We start from the raw sequence: 16,904 nt of genomic DNA, 5'->3' as shown, positions 1-16,904 counted from the left end.
GGCCGATCATGGCCGCACGGCCGCCCCGCAGGTGTAACCCTCCTTGATAGGACGGCGTCGTCGACAGGGAGCTGGAGTGTGCCCATGGATCCCAGGACATTCGTGGTGGACGGCGGGACCAGCGGCCTCGGCCTGGAGGTGGCCCGGATCCTCGCCGTCGACCACCGGGTGGTGATCATCGGCAACGTGGCCACGGAGGTCTCCCAGGCCCGGGACGAACTCGGCTGCGACGGCATCGTCTGCGACATCTCCGACCCGAACCAGGTCAGCGACACCCTGGCGGAGGTTGTCGGCCGGTACGGCCCGATCGACGGCCTGGCCCACTGTGCCGCGATGTGGGCCGGCGGGGCACTGGAGGACCTCGCCCCGGAGATGATCCGTCGGGCGATCGAGGTGAACGTACTCGGCACCGCGATCCTGCTCCGCGAGACGCTGATCCGGATGCGCGGGCAGGGGTACGGCAACGTCGTCTACGTCAGCGCGTTGGCCACCGACATCCCCCGGCCCGGGATCCCGCTCTACCGGGCGACGAAGAGCTTCGGCACCAGTCTGGTCGAGTCGCTGGCGGAAGCGCAGGGGACGAACAGCATCAAGGTCATGGAGATCCATCCCGGTCCGATGCACACCCGGCTCCAGGAACGGGTCGGCGCCGACTTCCTCGACACGATCTTCGCGCTGCCCGAGCAGGTGGCGACCGAGGTCGTACGGCTGCTCCTGCTCACCGCCGACGACCTCTACGTCTCCGGCCAGCGGGTGCTGCGCGCCGACGGACGGTGGTGACGCGCACCGATGGTCAGCGCCGGACCGGCCTCCGCCGAGCCGCCACCGTCAGCGCTCGCGCCGCTGAAGGTGGCGGCGTACCGGAACCTGTGGGTGGCGATGCTCGTCGCCAACATCGGCACCTGGATGCAGACCGTCGGCGCGCAGTGGCTGCTGATCGAGCAACCGAACGCCTCCACCCTGGTCTCCCTGGTGCAGACCGCGAGCATGCTGCCGATCCTGCTGCTCGCCCTGCCCGCCGGGGCGCTCGCCGACACCCTCGACCGGCGGCGGCTGCTGATCTCCGTACAGTTTTTTGTGGTCGGGGTCGGGGTGGCGCTCACCCTGCTCACCTCCACCGCCCGGATGCCACCGGCGCTGCTGCTCACCCTCACCTTCGCGTTCGGGGTCGGGCAGGCGCTGACCCTGCCGGCCTGGGCCGCGATCATCCCGGACCTGGTCCCCCGCACGCTGCTGCAGTCCGCCTCCGGGCTCGGCTCGATCAGCGTCAACGCGGCCCGCTCGGTCGGGCCGGCGGTGGCCGGTCTGCTGATCGCCTGGACCGGCGTACCGCTGGTCTTCGCCCTCAACACCCTGGCCTTCCTCTTCTTCGCGTTTGTCCTGATCCGCTGGCGGCCCGGCAAGGCCCGCTCGGTGGAGGTGCCCGAGCGGTTCACCGCCGCGCTGCGCGCCGGCGGCCGGTACGTCCGGCACTCGCCGATCGTGCAGCGGCTGCTGCTGCGGGCCCTGCTCTTCCTGATCCCCGGCAGCGCGCTCTGGGCACTGCTGCCACTGGTCGCCAACCAGGAACTCGGACTCGGCTCCGGCGGGTACGGCGTCCTGCTCGCGGCGCTCGGCGTCGGCGCGGTCATCGGCGGTCTGGTGCTGCCCTGGGTCCGGTCCCGGCTCTCCCCGAACAAGTTCCTGCTGATCGCCGGGGTGACGTACGGGATCGCCATGCTGGTCGTGGTGGCGGTCGAAATCGAGGCCGTGGTGCTGATCGCGCTGGTACCGGCCGGTCTGGCCTGGGTGACGGTGCTCTCCAACCTCAACGCCGAGATGCAGCTCTTCCTCCCCGGCTGGGTACGTGCCCGTGGCCTCGCCGTCTACCAGGTGGTCTTCGCCGGCGGTCAGGCGCTCGGCGCACTCGCCTGGGGTGTCGTCGCGGACACGACCAGCCTGGTGCTCGCCCACGTCGTCGCCGGCCTGCTCATGGTCGCGGGCGCCTTCACGGTCCGGATCTGGCCACTGCCCGACCTGCGGGCGGTCGAGAAGGACCCGGCCACGCACTGGCCGGAACTCGACCTGGTCGACGAGCCGGATCCGAGCGTCGGACCGGTCGTGGTGATCCTGACCTACACCGTGCGGGAGGAGGAACGCGAACGGTTCGTCTCGGCGATGGAGGACGTCCGGGCCGCCCGGCAACGGACCGGGGCGCTGCGCTGGGGCCTGTACCGGGCCGGCGAGACGGCGGACCGCTACCACGAGGTCTACGAACTGGCCTCCTGGGACGAGCACCTCCGGCAGCACGGCGGTCGGTTGACCAAGGCGGACCAGGCCGCCGAGCTGCGCGCGCTGCGACATGTGGAGGGCATACCGGAGGTGAGCCACCTGCTGCCCGCCGAAGCCGGCCCGTAACCGGGCCGGTGTCGTCGGTGTCGCCCGGGTGACCGGTTGGCGCGGCCCGGTGGTCCGGTTGGCGCGGCCCCGCGTTCCGGCGCCGGCCGGGACTGCCCCGCCCGCCGCGTCAGGACGACTCGACGCTCGGGCGGGGGCCGATCGGTTCCCGGACCAGGGAACCGTCGAGGTAGCAGTACCGCCAGTCCTCGTGCGGCTCGATGGACCGGATCAGCGGGTGTCCGGTCTCCTCGAAGTGCGCGGTCGCGTGCTTGTTCACCGAGTCGTCGCAGCAGGCGACCGTACCGCAGGTCAGACACATCCGCAGGTGGACCCAGTCGTCCCCGGACTCCACGCACTGCGGGCAGACGTCGGTGTCGGTCTCGGTGATCTGGATCCGGTCGAAGTGCGGGCAGGCGGTGCTCATCGTCTCCTCCCGGACGTACCGCCAGCGGTGCCGGAGCAGCTGGTCCGGGATGAACCGGGCCAGGTAGCGGGACTGCGCCGCGAGCATCGGGCTGAGTACCGCGAGGATCAGCACGTACAGCGCGACGAACGGCCCGATCCGGGAGTTCAGCCCGGCGCCGAGCGCCAGGGTGGCGAGGATCAGCGAGAACTCGCCCCGGCCGAGCACGGTCAGCCCGACGTTCGCCGCACCCCGCTGGTTGAAGCCGAACAGCGAGGCGGTGATCAGCCCGGAGCCGACGTTGACCACGAGGGTGATCAGCACCGCGATCGCCACCGGTACGGCCACCACGCCGAACGCGCCCACGTCGATACTCAGCCCGAAGGCGACGAAGAAGACCGCGGCGAAGACGTCCCGTAGCGGCAGGACCAGCCGTTCCACCCGTTCCCGTACGGCGGTGCGGGCGACCACCAGCCCGACCATCAGCGCGCCGATCGCGTCCGAGACGCCGACCTCGGCGGAGAGACCGGCGACCAGGACGACCAGGCCGAACATCAGGATCGCCAGCAGCTCGTCCTCGTGACTGCCGATCAGCCAGCCGATGGCCCGGGCACCGAACCGGGCCACCAGGACGAGCAGCACCAGGTAGCCGAAGCTCATGCCGATGTGCAGGGCGATGTCCGCCGGCGTGCTGGCCCCGGCCAGGATGGGGGAGAGCAGTGCCAGGTAGAAGGCGAGGAACAGATCCTCGATCACGATGATGCCGAGGATGATCGGGGTTTCGGCGTTCGCCAGCCGACGCAGCTCGATCAGCAGTTTGGTGGCGATCGCCGACGACGAGATGCCCAACGCGCCGGCGACCACGAACGCTTCCCGGCTGCCCCAGCCGAGGGCGAACCCGAATCCGAGGCCGGCACCGACGTTGAGCCCGATGGAGCAGGCGGCGGCGATGAAGAGCCGTCGCCCGCTGCCGAAGACCTGCTGGACCGGGAACTCGACGCCGAGGTTGAACAGCAGCAGGACCAGCCCGACGGAGGCGAGCAGGGCGAGGTCCTCGGGATGGGCGACCAGGACCGGCCCGGGGGTGGCCGGGCCGAGCAGGATGCCGGTGAGCATGTAGAAGGGGACACTGGGCAGGCCCACCCGTCGTCCGGCACGGGCCAGCAGTCCGGCGACCAGGACGAGGGCGCCGAAGCCGATGAGATCAGCGTGCACGGCGGCTCAGGCGAAGAAGGTGCCGGAGAGAACGGCGCCGACCTTGCGGGCCTGTTCCTCGGTGAGGTCGATGACCGCGGCCGGCTCGTCCGAGCGGTTGTTGAAGACGTAGAGGTCCCGCGCGCCGTCCCGACGTACCACGATCGAGATCCGGTCGTCGCTGTGCCCGAGGTCGATGTCGAACCGCTTGCCGATGCCCGGCAACTCCTGTACGCGTACGCCCTGGCCCATGACCTCTCCCCAGAAGCTGATCGTCCCACCGTCCCGGACGTGGTGGTCCGTGGCAGTCACAGCCTAGCCGTGCCGGTGTGCGGCGGAAGAGGTCGTCCGGACGGTGGGTACGGGTGACCTCGGCCTCTCCGGGCGACGATCGGCGGTCGATCAGGTTAGCCTAAGCTAATGCCGGAGGGTAGGAGTGGGGCTCGGGTCAGGTACGCCACGGTACTGCGGACCAGCTGGATCACGCCACACATGATCCGGGTGGTCCTGGGTGGGGACGGACTCGACGGATTCACCGCCGACAGCTACACCGACCACTACGTCAAGCTGCTCTTCCCGCCGCCGGGCGTGCACTACCCGCAGCCGTGCGACCTCGACCTCATCCGTCGTGAGCTGCCCCGGCACCAGTGGCCCCGCCTGCGGACGTACACCGTCCGGGCCTGGGATCCGGCGGTCCGGGAACTGACCCTGGACTTCGTGTACCACGGCGACGAGGGCCTCGCCGGCCCGTGGGCGGCCCGCGCCCGCCCCGGCGACCAGGTGATGTTCCGTGGCCCGGGCGGCGGCTACGCCCCGAGCCCGGCCGCCGACTGGCACCTGCTGGTCGGGGACGAGAGCGCCCTGCCGGCGATCGGTGTGGCCCTGGAGCGGCTGCCCCGTGACGCGCCGGCCCGGGTTTTTGTCGAGGTCGCCGACCGGGCCGAGGAGCAGGAGCTGACCACCGCCGGGGCGGTCGAGATCGTCTGGGTGCACCGGGGCCGACGTACGGTCGGCGAAGCCCTGGTCGAGGCGGTCCGGTCGATGGACCCGCCGGCCGGCGCCGTGCACGCCTTCGTGCACGGCGAGGCGCAGTTCGTCCGGGAACTGCGTCGACTGCTCCGGGTCGACCTGCGGGTGCCGCCGGAGATGCTCTCCATCTCCGGTTACTGGCGGCGGGGTCACGACGACGAGGGCTGGCGGGCGGTCAAGGCCGACTGGAACCGCCGACTGGCGGAGGAGGAGGCGGCGGTACTCGCCGTCCGGTGACGCCCGACCGGTCACCGCGGATGGCCGGTCCGTGAACAGATGGCGACCGCCCGGCCCCTCCGGCGGGTACCCCTTCGGCGGAGAGATCTTCCGGGCAGGGCAGGATGTACGCCCGAGGGGGTGGACGATGGCTGGGCGGATCCGGGACGAGGACATCGCGCTGGTCCGGGAGCGCACCTCGATCGCCGACATCATCTCCGAGACGGTGACGCTGAAGTCCGCGGGTGGCGGCAACCTGAAGGGGCTGTGCCCGTTCCACGACGAGAAGACCCCGTCGTTCACCGTGGCACCTGCCCGAAATGTCTATTTTTGTCATGGGTGCGGAGCTGGCGGCGACGCCATCAAGTTCCTGATGGACGCCGAGCACCTGAGCTTCATCGAGTCGGTCGAACGACTCGCCGACCGGGCCAACATCCAGCTCCGGTACCTCGAGGCCGGCCCGGTGCCGGTCCGCCCCCAGCAGGGCCAGCGGCAGCGGCTGGTGGCCGCGCACGCCGCCGCCGCCGAGTTCTACGCCGACCAGCTCGGCACCGCTGGCGCCCGGCCGGCCCGCGAGTTCCTCGCCCAGCGCGGCTTCGACCGGACGGCGGCGCAGACGTACGGCTGCGGGTTCGCCCCGGACGCCTGGGACGCGTTGACGAAGCACCTGCGGCAGAAGGGCTTCACCGCGCAGGAGATGATCACTGCCGGGCTGGCCCGGCAGGCGCGGTCGGGTTCGCTGATCGACCGGTTCCGGCGTCGGCTGCTCTGGCCGATCAAGGACCTGACCGGTGACGTGATCGGCTTCGGCGCCCGGAAGCTGTTCGACGACGACGACGGCCCGAAGTACCTGAACACCCCCGAGACGCCGATCTACAAGAAGTCGCATGTGCTCTACGGCATCTCACAGGCCAAGCGGGAGATCGCCCGGCAGGGGCGGGCGGTGATCGTCGAGGGCTACACCGACGTGATGGCCTGTCACCTGGCCGGGGTGCCGACCGCGGTGGCAACCTGTGGCACCGCGTTCGGCGCCGACCACATCGGCGTACTGCGCCGGCTGCTGATGGACACCGACGCGGTGGCCGGCGAGATCATCTTCACCTTCGACGGGGACGCCGCCGGGCAGAAGGCGGCGCTGCGGGCCTTCGAGGAGGACCAGCGGTTCGTCGGTCGTACCTTCATCGCGGTCAGCCCGGACAACATGGACCCGTGTGACCTGCGGCTGGCCAAGGGGGACCTGGCGGTGCGTGACCTGGTCGCCCGCCGCGAGCCGCTGGTCGACTTCGCGCTGCGTCAGGTGCTCAACCGGTACGACCTGGACACCGTCGACGGCCGGGTGGAGGCGATGCGCCGGGCGGCCCCGCTGGTGGCCAAGCTCAAGGACCGGGAGAAGCGCCCCGAGTACGTCCGCAAGCTCGCCGGCGACCTCGGGATGGAGATCGAGCCGGTGCAGCGGGCGGTCCGCAACGCGGAGAACGAGCTGCGCAACGCCCCGGCGGCACCGGCCCGGGGTGACCGGCCGGGCCCGCCGGCCCGGCCCGCCGCGCCCGCGCCGGTGGTGGACAACCCACAGGTCATGGTGGAACGCGAGGCGTTGAAGCTGGCCCTGCAGGTGCCGGTACTGGCCGGTCCGATGTTCGACGCGCTCGCACCCGAGGTCTACCAGCACCCGGTGCACCAGGTGGTCCGGGCGGCGGTGGAGACGGCCGGTGGGGCGGCGGCCGCGACCGGCGGCGCGGTCTGGATCGAGGCGGTCCGGGACGCCTGCGCCGACCTGGCCGCGGTGGCACTGGTCAGCGAACTCGCCGTCGAACCGCTGCGGATCGACACCGAACCCGATCCCCGGTACGTCTCGATCACCCTCGCCCGGCTGGAGTGGGGTGCGGTGACGGCCCGGATCCGGGACCTGAAGTCGAAGGTGCAGCGGATCAACCCGGCGGCGAACAAGGACGAGTACTTCGCGCTCTTCGGCGAGCTGCTCTCCCTCGAACAGCACGCGCGGGCCCTGCGTGAGCAGGCGATGGGGGGTCTGTAGACCGGTGGTGTTCAACCTGTTCTCCCGGGGTCGGCGGTTGCCGGCCGACCGGCGGCCGGCGTTGGACCGCGACGAGCGGGTCCTCGACTGGGCCCGGGTCGGTGACGGCGCGGAGTCGGTGGTGGTCACCGACCGGGGGCTGTGGCTGCCGGGCGGCGTCGGCCGGCTCGGCTGGCACGACATCCACAAGGCGGTCTGGTCCGGTCGGGAGCTGTCGGTCACCCCGGCGGAGCCGGCCGGGGAGCGGGTCGACTACCGGGTGCAGGCCGACGGGCAGGTGCGGACGTACCTGCTGCTCGATCCGGGCCAGGTGCCGCACCAGGTACGGACCCGGGTGACCCGTTCGGTGGCGTACACCACGCACCACCGGCTGCCGGACGGCGGCGGCGTGCGGGTGGTGGCCCGTCGGGTGCCCGGCGTCGACGGCCTGACCTGGACGGTCCGCTACGACCCCGGCACGTCGACCGAGGATCCGGCGGTGGTCGAGGCGACCGACCAGTTGGTGGCGGCGGCCCGGGCCGAGGCCACGCCCGACGTCTGAGCCGGTCGGCGCAGACCCGGCACGCGGGCCGGTCGGCGGGAAACTCGGTGGGCCGTGTCGCAGGTCCGGGCTAGGGTCGGGCCGTGGCGAACGACGGGGTGCTGATCCAGGCACGTGGGCTGGTCAAACGGTTCGGCGACTTCGTCGCCGTCGACGGGATCGACGTCGACGTACGGGCCGGTGAGGCGTTCGGGTTCCTGGGGCCGAACGGTGCCGGCAAGAGTTCGACCATGCGGATGGTCGGTTGTGTCTCCCCGCCGACCAGCGGCGAGTTGCGGATCATGGGGATGGACCCGCGCCGGGATGGCCCACGGATCAGAGCCCGGCTCGGCGTCTGTCCGCAGCTGGACAACCTCGACCCCGAGCTCACCGTCCAGGAGAACCTGACGACGTACGCCCGCTACTTCGGCATCCCGCGTCGGGTGGCCCGGGAGCGGGCGGCCGAACTCCTGCAGTTCGTGCAGCTGGCGGAGCGGGCCGGCAGCAAGGTGGAACCGCTCTCCGGCGGGATGAAGCGTCGGCTGACCATCGCCCGGGCGCTGGTCAACGAGCCCGACATCGTGCTGCTCGACGAGCCGACGACCGGGCTGGACCCGCAGGCCCGGCACCTGGTCTGGGAGCGGCTGTTCCGGTTGAAGCAGCAGGGTGTCACGCTGGTCCTGACCACCCACTACATGGACGAGGCCGAGCAGCTCTGTGACCGGCTGGTGGTGATGGACGGGGGCCGGATCGTCGCCGAGGGCTCGCCGCGCGCGCTGATCGAGCGCTACTCCACCCGGGAGGTGGTGGAGCTGCGGTTCGCCGGCGAGTCGCAGGAGAGTTTCGCCGGGAAGCTGGCCGGGATCGGGGAGCGGACCGAGGTGCTGCCGGACCGGATCCTGCTCTACGTGACCGACGGCGACGCGGCGGTGGCCGAGGTGCACGCCCGGGCGCTCAACCCGGCCAGTGTGCTGGTCCGGCGCAGCAGCCTGGAGGACGTCTTCCTGCACCTGACCGGCCGGACGTTGGTGGACTGAGATGGCGGTGCTGGCGGAGAACCGGGTGGAGCGGGCCGGGCTGGTGGGACGTTTTCCGGCGCTCGCGGTCTTCGAGTACGGACTCGTCTCCTACCGACGGACCTGGCGGGCGGGCGCCTTCTCGTCGTTCCTGCTGCCGTTGTTGACCATGCTCGGCTTCGGGCTCGGCGTCGGGGCGTACGTCGACTCCGGGGTGGGCGGCGTTTCGTATCTCGACTTCATCGTGCCCGGCCTGATCGCCTCGACGGCGTTGCAGGTGGCGGTCGGTGAGTCGACCTGGCCGGTGCTGGGCAACTTCGAGTGGATCAAGATCTACTTCGCGCAGGCGGCGAGCCCGTTGCGGGTGGGCGACATCCTCGCCGGCCACCTCGCCTTCGTGCTGTTCCGGGTGCTCACCAGCAGTCTGGCGTTCCTGCTGGTCGCGGCCTTGTTCGGCACGCTGCACTCGCCGTGGGCGCTGGCCGTGCCGCTGCTGGTGCTGTTGATCGGGCTGTCGATCTCGACCCCGGTCTTCGCCTACAGCGCCTCGGTCCGTAGCGACAGCTATCTGGCGCTGCTGTTCCGGTTCGCGGTGATCCCGATGACCCTCTTCGCCGGGGTCTTCTTCCCGGTCGAGTCGCTGCCGCTGGTGCTGCGCTGGCTGGCGTACGTCTCGCCGCTGTGGCACGGCGTCGACCTGTGTCGGGCCGCCGCCCTCGGGGTCGCCCCGGAGTGGTCGGTCCCGGGTCACCTGCTCTATCTGGCCGCCTGGGCGGTGGCGGGCTGGCTGCTGGCCCGGGCCCGGTTCCGTCGCCGCCTGGTGGTCTGACCCGCCGTGGGCCGGCTGCCGTCGTAATACCCCGGCTGCCGCCGGCCCGGTCCGTCGCCCGCGTGCGCCCGTCCGTGACGTAAGGAGAGGTTCCGTGGTCAGTTTCGTCCTGCCCCGGTTGGTCGGTTTCGCGGGTCCGGCCCGCCGGGCGGTCTCGGTGGCCGAGCGGAACGTCGCCGCCCTCAAGTCCGCGTACTGGATCGTGCTGATCTCCGGCTTCTTCGAGCCGATGCTCTACCTGCTCTCCATCGGCGTCGGAGTGGGTGCACTGGTCGGTGACCTGACGCTGCCGGGCGGCACGGTGGTGTCGTACGCGGCGTTCGTGGCGCCGGCGATGCTGGCCGCCTCGGCGATGAGCGGCGCGCTGGCCGAAACGACCTTCAACTTCTTCGGCAAGATGAAGTACATGAAGCTGTACGACGGGATCCTGGCGACCCCCGTGCAGCCGTTCGAGATCGCCCTCGGTGAGCTGGGTTGGGCGATGCTGCGCGGCACGCTCTACAGCGCGGTCTTCCTCGCCGTGATGGTCTGGATGGACCTGACCAGCGCGGTACGGGCCCTGGTGGCGCTTCCGGCGGCGGTGCTGGTCGGCTTCGCGTTCGGCGCGCTCGGCATGGCGATCTCCACGTTCATGCGCAGCTGGCAGGACTTCGACCTGCTCGGGTCGGCCCAGTTCACCCTCTTCCTCTTCTCCGGCACCTTCGTACCGGCGGCGGCCTATCCGGCGGTGCTGCGCTGGGTGGTCGAGGCCAGCCCCCTCTACCGGGCGGTGGACCTGATCCGGGGCGTCACCGTCGCCGGCGTGGGCTGGAGCCAGTTGGTGGATCTGCTCTACCTGTTCGGGGTGCTGGTGTTGGGCCTGGTCGTCGCCGGTCGGCGGATGGGTCGGTTGCTCACCAGGTGACGGCCGGCCAGCCCGGTGGGCCCGGCGTGACCTTTCGGCGTATCCCGGCGCCGACCGACCAACGGACCCCGGTATGCCGACTACCTTCGGTAGTCGACAGGTGGCCGCGCGGCTGGCGTCGGGTCACCGGACGGGGCGACCGAGGAGGGCCGGGGCGTGGCCGACGGGCGACAGGCCGAACGTCCGGGGCGGCTCTCCCGGGCCGCCTGGGCTGGGGTGCTGCGGCGGACCCTGCGTGAGGCCCAGGCGGACAACATCACCGACTGGGCGGCGGCGCTGACCTACTACGGGGTGCTGGCGCTCTTTCCCGCGCTGCTGGTGCTGGTCTCGGTGCTGGGGCTGATCGGTGACAGCGCGGTACGCGGGGTGCAGAACGTGATCCGGGACGTGGTCCCGGCGCAGTCGGCCCGGGACATCCTGCTGACCGGGGTGAGTCAGGTGCAGGGCAGTGCCGGCACCGCCGGCCTGGTGGCGATCCTCGGCCTGCTCGGGGCGTACTGGACGGCGTCGGGGTATGTCGGCGCGTTCATGCGGGCGGCGAACGCGATCTACGACGTGCCGGAGGGCCGGCCGCTGGTCAGGACCCTGGCGTTCCGGCTCGGGACCACCGCGTTGGTCGGGCTGATGGTGCTGGTCAGCCTGGTGCTGCTGGTGTTCAGTGGCAAGCTCTCCGAGCAGGTCGGCCGGCGGCTCGGGGTCGGCTCGGCCGGCGTGACCGCCTGGGACGTCGCCAAGTGGCCGGTCCTGCTGGTGCTGGTCAGCCTGATCTTCGCGGTGCTCTACTGGGCGACGCCGAACGCCCGGCAACGCTTCCGGTGGATCAGTCCCGGTGGCCTGTTCGCGGTGCTCGCCTGGGCGGTCGTCTCCACCGGCTTCGCGTTCTACGTGGCCAACTTCGGCTCCTACAACAAGACGTACGGCTCACTGGCCGGGGTGATCGTCTTCCTGATCTGGCTGTGGCTGTCGAACGTGGCGATCCTGCTCGGCGCGGAGCTGAGTGCCGAGCTGGAGCGGGAGCGGACCATCCGGATGGGTGGGTCGGGGGAGCGGGAGCCGTACGTGTCGCTGCGGGACGACCGGAAGCTTCGGAAGCGGCGTCACGATCGGTGATCAAACGCTTTCCAAGATCATAAACTAACTTTCGTCTGTATGGACAAAAGTTGTCGTCAACTTGGCTGAATCCCTGGACAGTCGATCCGGAAGACTCCTACTGTGTCGAGCACAACGCACTCGCGTTGCCAGACCGTGAACCGAGTCCGACGGAGGTGACCGCGGTGCGCGGATCCGAAGCCCTGCACCTCCGGCTGCTCCGGCTGCTGCGCGACGAGGGTGCGATCTCCCGGGCGGAACTCGCCGACCGACTGCAGATGCCCCGGCCCCGGCTCCTCGCCGAACTGGAACGACTCGTCGCCCTCGGTTACGTCGCGGAGGCGGGACTCGCCGCCTCCCGGGGCGGCCGGCGGTCCACCCTGGTGGAACTCAGCCCGCACCTGCGGTTCGCCGCCGTCGACCTGGGCGCCAGTTCGATCGACGTCGAGGTGGTCAACGGCCGGCTCGAGACGATCGCGGTGTACGCCGAGGCCGCCGACATCCGTACCGGGCCCAAGGTGATCCTGCACCGGGTCAACGACCTGCTGCACAAGGCGAAGGTCGACGGGGCGTACGAGCGGCTGCACGCGGTCGGGATCGGCGTACCCGGGCCGGTGAGCTTCCGGGACGGCACCCCGGTGTCGCCGCCGATCATGCCCGGCTGGGACCGCTTCCCGGTCCGCGAACTGCTCACCCGCGAGCACGGCTGCCCGGCGGTGGTGGACAACGACGTCAACATCATGGCGATCGGCGAGCGGCACGGCGGGGTGGCGCACTCGGTCGACGACTTCCTGTTCGTGAAGATCGGCACCGGCATCGGCTGCGGCATCTACCTCTCCGGCGAGGTCTACCGGGGCAACGACGGCTGCGCCGGCGACATCGGCCACATCCAGGTCGACGCGCACGGCCCGGTCTGCTCGTGCGGCAACGTCGGCTGCCTGGAGGCGCTGTTCAGCGGAGCCGCTCTGGCCCGGGAGGCGACGGCGGCGGCCCGCAGCGGCGTCTCCCAGGCCCTCGCCGAGCGGCTCGCCGCGAGCCCGACCGACTCGGTCACCGCCCTCGACGTCGCGCAGGGCGCGAGCGAGGGGGACGTGACCTGCATCCGGCTCATCCGGGACGGCGGACGGCAGGTCGGCGGCGTGCTCGCCGGACTCGTCAGCTTCGCCAACCCCTCGATGATCGTGATCGGCGGCGGGTTGGCCCAGCTCGGCCACATCCTGCTCGCCGAGATCCGCAGTGTGGTCTACCGACGGTCACTGCCGCTGGCCACCGGAAACCTGCCGGTGGTCCTCTCCGAACTCGGCCCGAGGGCGGGCGTCGCCGGCGCGGCCGTACTCGCCACCGACGTCGCCTTCGCGGAGGCGTCGTGACCGACCGGAACGAGGAGGCCATGACCGAGGACACGACAGCGGAGCCGGGCGAGGTTGTCCTGCGGCTCACCGACGTGGTGAAGACCTTCCCCGGCGTACGGGCACTGGACGGCGTGCAGCTGGAGGTGCGGGCCGGCGAGGTGCACTGCCTGCTGGGGCAGAACGGTGCCGGCAAGTCGACCCTGATCAAGGTCCTTTCCGGGGCGCACCGGCCCGACTCGGGCCAGGTCGAGTGGCTCGGGCAGCCGGTCACCTTCGCCAACCCGCAGGCCGCGATGCGGGCCGGGATCGCCACCATCTACCAGGAACTCGACCTGGTCGAGGACCTGTCGGTGGCGGAGAACGCCTTCCTCGGCCACGAGCCGCGCCGGCTCGGCTTCGTCCGGCGCGGCGGGATGGCCCGACGTACCCGGGAGATCCTGGGCCGGCTCGGACATCCGGAGATCCCACCCCGGCGGATGGTGCGGTCCCTGCCGGCCGCCGGCAAGCAGGTGGTCAGCATGGCCCGGGCACTGTCCCACGAGGCGCGGCTGATCATCATGGACGAGCCGAGCGCGGTGCTCGCGCACGACGAGGTGGGGAACCTGTTCCGGATCATCCGGGAACTGACCGCGCAGGGCATCGCGGTCATCTACATCTCGCACCGGCTGGAGGAGATCCGCGAGATCGGCGACCGGGTCACCGTACTCAAGGACGGCCGGACCACGGCGGCGAACCTGCCGGCCCGGACCACCCCGACCCGCGACCTGGTCAGCCGGATGACCGGCCGGTCCATCGAGTACGTCTTCCCGGAGCGGACCCCCGGCGACAAGCCGGGGGAGGATCTGCTCCAGGTCCTCCGGCTGAGCCGGGAGGGCGAGTTCGCCGACGTCTCGCTGACCGTGCGCGCCGGCGAGGTCGTCGGCATCGCCGGCCTGGTCGGCTCCGGGCGCTCCGAACTCCTGGAAACAATCTTCGGCGCCCGGCGGGCGGACGCCGGCACGGTCACGGTCGGCGGCCGGAACCTGCGCGCCGGCAGTGTCAGCGCCGCGGTCCGGGCCGGGCTCGGCCTGGCGCCCGAGGAGCGCAAGAGCCAGGCGCTGCTGCTCGGCGAGCCGATCTACCGCAACGTCACGCTCGCCACCTTCACCCGCTGGGCCCGGTTCGGCTTCACCAACGCCGGCCGGGAGCGGGGCGAGGCGGCGGCCATCGCCGACCGGCTCGAACTGCGGCCCCGGGACGTGCACCGTCCGGTCCGGACACTCTCCGGCGGCAACCAGCAGAAGGTCGTGGTCGGACGCTGGCTGCTCGGGGACACCCGGCTGCTGCTGCTCGACGAACCGACCCGGGGCGTCGACGTCGGCGCCCGGGCGGAGCTGTACCAGGTGATCCGGGCACTGGCCGACGAGGGGGTCGGCGTGCTGCTGGTCTCCAGCGAGGTGCCGGAGGTGCTCGGTCTGGCCGACCGCGTCCTGGTGATGCGGGAGGGCCGGGTCGTGCACGAGGCGCCGGCCGGCGACCTCGACGAGGACAGGGTGCTCGACCTCGTGATGGCGGGGTCGTTGATGGAGGGCGCACCAGCATGAGGGCAGCGTGGGAGTCGTCCGGGGTGACGGCGTGAACGGGCGGACGGGTCGGCTCGACCGCACGCCCCGGTACGTCGGCGAGCGAAGCGAGGAGGCGGCATGAGCGAGCGTACGGAAACCGCCGCGCCGGCGACGGTGCCGGCCCAGTCGGCGCCGGTCTCGCCGGCGCCGACCGGGAGCGTCGACTCCGGGGCCCGGAAGGGTCCCGGCCCGGTGAGCTGGCTGAGCTGGTGGCGCGGTGAGGCCGGCGAGTCGGCCCGGCGCAACCTGGCCCTGATCGGGGTGCTGGTGGTGCTGATCGTCATCGGGATGATCACCCGCCCCGACCTCTACGGCGACCTGGGCTGGGTCGGCGGCAACATGATGACCATCCTGAAACTGGCCTCGGCGGTCGGCGTGGTGACCGTCGGGATGACCTTCGTGATCATCGGTGGTGGCATCGACCTCTCGGTCGGCGCGATCATCGCGTTGGCCGGGGTCTGGTCGACAACCGTCGCCACCCAACAGTTCGGCGCGGGCGGAATGATCTTCACGGCGGTTGTCGTGGGTACCTGCGTCGGCCTGGTCAACGGCCTGCTGATCTCGTACGGCCGGCTGGTGCCGTTCATCGCCACCCTGGCGATGCTGGTCGCGGCCCGGGGTCTGGCCGCCGAGATCTCCGACAAGCAGACCCAGGTCTCCACCAACCAGACCATCAACGGCATCGCCAGCGAGAGTGTGCTCGGGATCCCGGTGCTGGTCATCATCCTCGTCACGGTCGTCGCGGCCGGCTGGGTGCTGCTCAACCGCACCACCTTCGGCCGCCGTACGGTCGCGGTCGGCGGCAACCCCGAGGCGGCCCGGCTGGCCGGCATCAACGTACGCGTGCACACCGTGCTGCTCTACACGCTTTCCGGCCTCTGCTGCGGCATCGGCGCGGTGATGCTGACCGCCCAGGCGAACTCGGCCCAGGCGGCGATGGCGAACCTCTACGAACTCGACGCGATCGCCGCGGCGATCATCGGTGGGACCCTGCTCAGCGGTGGCCGGGGAAGTGTCGTCGGCGCTCTGCTGGGTGTGGTCATCTTCGCCACCATCACCAACCTGTTCGCGCTCAACGACCTCTCCCCCGAGGCCCAGAACATGGTCAAGGGCGGCATCATCGTCGCCGCCGTACTGGTCCAGCAGTTCCGGTTCAAGTCCCTCACCCAGTTCTTCGCCCGTAACCGGCTCAGTTCGACGAGCTGATCCGTCCCCCACCCACCCCCACCGCAACACTGATAACAGGAGGTCGTCATGACCCAGCACGATCCGCTCCGGCCCGTGCGCGACCTGTCCCGTCGCCGACTGCTCCTCGGCGGGGCCGCCGTCGGCGCCGGCGCCCTGCTCACCGCCTGCACCAGCAACGAAACCGGCCCGACCGGGAACGAGCAGGTGAAGGAGGCCGACGCCGGGGCCAACCCGAACGCCTCCCCGGGCAAGCGGGTGGTCATCGGCTTCTCCGCCCCGGCCGCCGACCACGGCTGGCTCGCCGCCATCACCCGCAACGCCGAGGCGCAGGCGAAGGTCTACTCCGACGTCGAGTTCCGCACCGTCCAGGCCGGCGCCGACGCCGCCGCCCAGCGGGCCGCGCTGAGCACCCTGATCTCGCAGAAGCCCGACGTGATCGTGATGCTGCCGCACGACGGCAAGGAGCTGAACGCCGCCGGTCTGGAGGCGATGAAGGCCGGTGTCCCGGTGGTCAACCTCGACCGGGCGTTCCCGGACGCGCTGGCCTACCGGTTGCAGATCAAGGGCGACAACTACGGCATGGGCGTGGCCGCCGGCCGCTACATCGGCGAGCAGATGAAGGCGAAGGGGATCGCCAACCCGATCATCGGCGAGATCGCCGGCATGGACGAACTCGAGCTGACCCAGGAGCGGTCCGCCGGCTTCGCCGCCGAACTGGCGGTGTACGGCTTCAAGGTGAAGAACCGGCGGGCCGCCCGGTTCACCGCCGACACGGGCCAGGTCGAGGCGTCCCAGCTGCTGCGGGCGGAGCCGAAGCTGGACGCGGTCTGGAACCACGACGACGACCAGGGCATCGGCGTGCTCGCCGCGATCCAGCAGGCGAACCGGTCCGAGTTCATCATGGTCGGCGGCGCCGGCTCCAAGGCCGCCATCGACGCGATCGCCGCCGACAACAGCGTGCTGAAGGCGACCGTCACCTACAGCCCGTCCATGGCCTCGTCGGCCATCTCGCTGGCCCGGCTCATCGGCCAGGGTCGCGGCATGTCCGACCTGGTCGAACTGCAGGTCCCGAAGGAGATCACGTTGGCTTCGGAGACCATCACCAAGGAGAACGCGAGCGCGTACAGCAAGCTCGGGTTCTGATAC

At 71.1% G+C, this 16,904-nt stretch carries 15 protein-coding genes; 13 read left to right on the top strand and 2 right to left on the bottom strand.

The annotated features are described in order from the left end of the window. Positions 1–84: 84 nt before the first annotated feature. Positions 85–780 carry an SDR family oxidoreductase gene (locus tag ABGB05_RS15385; protein ID WP_347654009.1) on the top strand — a complete coding sequence of 232 codons (696 nt, stop codon included), beginning with the start codon at positions 85–87 and terminating at the stop codon, positions 778–780. A gap of 9 nt (positions 781–789) precedes the next feature. Then, the gene (locus ABGB05_RS15380) at positions 790–2,397 is read left to right on the top strand and encodes an MFS transporter (RefSeq protein ID WP_347654008.1); all 1,608 of its coding nucleotides are present in this window, start codon (positions 790–792) and stop codon (positions 2,395–2,397) included. A 109-nt stretch (positions 2,398–2,506) separates the two neighbouring features. Here the strand turns inward: ABGB05_RS15380 and ABGB05_RS15375 are convergent, their stop codons facing one another. Continuing rightward, positions 2,507–3,997, bottom strand: coding sequence for a cation:proton antiporter (locus tag ABGB05_RS15375; RefSeq protein WP_347654007.1), 1,491 nt, complete (start codon positions 3,995–3,997; stop codon positions 2,507–2,509). A gap of 6 nt (positions 3,998–4,003) precedes the next feature. Continuing rightward, entirely contained in the window at positions 4,004–4,288 is a 285-nt protein-coding gene (locus ABGB05_RS15370; protein WP_347654005.1) for a potassium transporter TrkA, read from the bottom strand. A 108-nt stretch (positions 4,289–4,396) separates the two neighbouring features. Here ABGB05_RS15370 and ABGB05_RS15365 point away from each other — a divergent pair, with 108 nt between their 5' ends. From ABGB05_RS15365 to ABGB05_RS15315, 11 genes are all read left to right on the top strand, one after another. Beyond that, the gene (locus tag ABGB05_RS15365; protein ID WP_347654003.1) at positions 4,397–5,242 is read left to right on the top strand and encodes a siderophore-interacting protein; all 846 of its coding nucleotides are present in this window, start codon (positions 4,397–4,399) and stop codon (positions 5,240–5,242) included. Between the two features lie 127 nt (positions 5,243–5,369). Further along, positions 5,370–7,256 carry a DNA primase gene (gene dnaG, locus ABGB05_RS15360; RefSeq protein ID WP_347654002.1) on the top strand — a complete coding sequence of 629 codons (1,887 nt, stop codon included), beginning with the start codon at positions 5,370–5,372 and terminating at the stop codon, positions 7,254–7,256. Positions 7,257–7,317: 61 nt separating this feature from the next. Next, entirely contained in the window at positions 7,318–7,797 is a 480-nt protein-coding gene (locus ABGB05_RS15355) for a hypothetical protein (RefSeq protein WP_347654150.1), read from the top strand. Between the two features lie 83 nt (positions 7,798–7,880). Then, entirely contained in the window at positions 7,881–8,813 is a 933-nt protein-coding gene (locus tag ABGB05_RS15350; protein WP_347654000.1) for an ABC transporter ATP-binding protein, read from the top strand. A 1-nt stretch (position 8,814) separates the two neighbouring features. Beyond that, entirely contained in the window at positions 8,815–9,621 is an 807-nt protein-coding gene (locus ABGB05_RS15345) for an ABC transporter permease (RefSeq protein ID WP_347653998.1), read from the top strand. Positions 9,622–9,715: 94 nt separating this feature from the next. Continuing rightward, the gene (locus ABGB05_RS15340; protein ID WP_347653997.1) at positions 9,716–10,525 is read left to right on the top strand and encodes an ABC transporter permease; all 810 of its coding nucleotides are present in this window, start codon (positions 9,716–9,718) and stop codon (positions 10,523–10,525) included. 156 nt (positions 10,526–10,681) lie between these two features. Continuing rightward, positions 10,682–11,635: a YihY/virulence factor BrkB family protein gene (locus ABGB05_RS15335; RefSeq protein ID WP_347653996.1), complete on the top strand. Its 954-nt coding sequence runs from the start codon at positions 10,682–10,684 to the stop codon at positions 11,633–11,635. A gap of 164 nt (positions 11,636–11,799) precedes the next feature. Beyond that, positions 11,800–12,984 carry an ROK family protein gene (locus ABGB05_RS15330; RefSeq protein WP_347653994.1) on the top strand — a complete coding sequence of 395 codons (1,185 nt, stop codon included), beginning with the start codon at positions 11,800–11,802 and terminating at the stop codon, positions 12,982–12,984. A 20-nt stretch (positions 12,985–13,004) separates the two neighbouring features. Next, positions 13,005–14,549 carry a sugar ABC transporter ATP-binding protein gene (locus ABGB05_RS15325; protein ID WP_347654149.1) on the top strand — a complete coding sequence of 515 codons (1,545 nt, stop codon included), beginning with the start codon at positions 13,005–13,007 and terminating at the stop codon, positions 14,547–14,549. A gap of 99 nt (positions 14,550–14,648) precedes the next feature. Further along, complete coding sequence (locus ABGB05_RS15320) at positions 14,649–15,776, top strand: ABC transporter permease (protein WP_347653993.1); 1,128 nt, start codon at positions 14,649–14,651, stop codon at positions 15,774–15,776. 48 nt (positions 15,777–15,824) lie between these two features. Then, positions 15,825–16,901: a substrate-binding domain-containing protein gene (locus ABGB05_RS15315; protein WP_347653991.1), complete on the top strand. Its 1,077-nt coding sequence runs from the start codon at positions 15,825–15,827 to the stop codon at positions 16,899–16,901. Positions 16,902–16,904 lie beyond the last annotated feature (3 nt).

Origin of the sequence: Plantactinospora sp. B5E13 (assembly GCF_039871775.1) — a bacterium.
Classification (GTDB): Bacteria; Actinomycetota; Actinomycetes; order Mycobacteriales; family Micromonosporaceae; genus Plantactinospora.
This window is presented reverse-complemented; position numbering and strand designations above follow the sequence as displayed.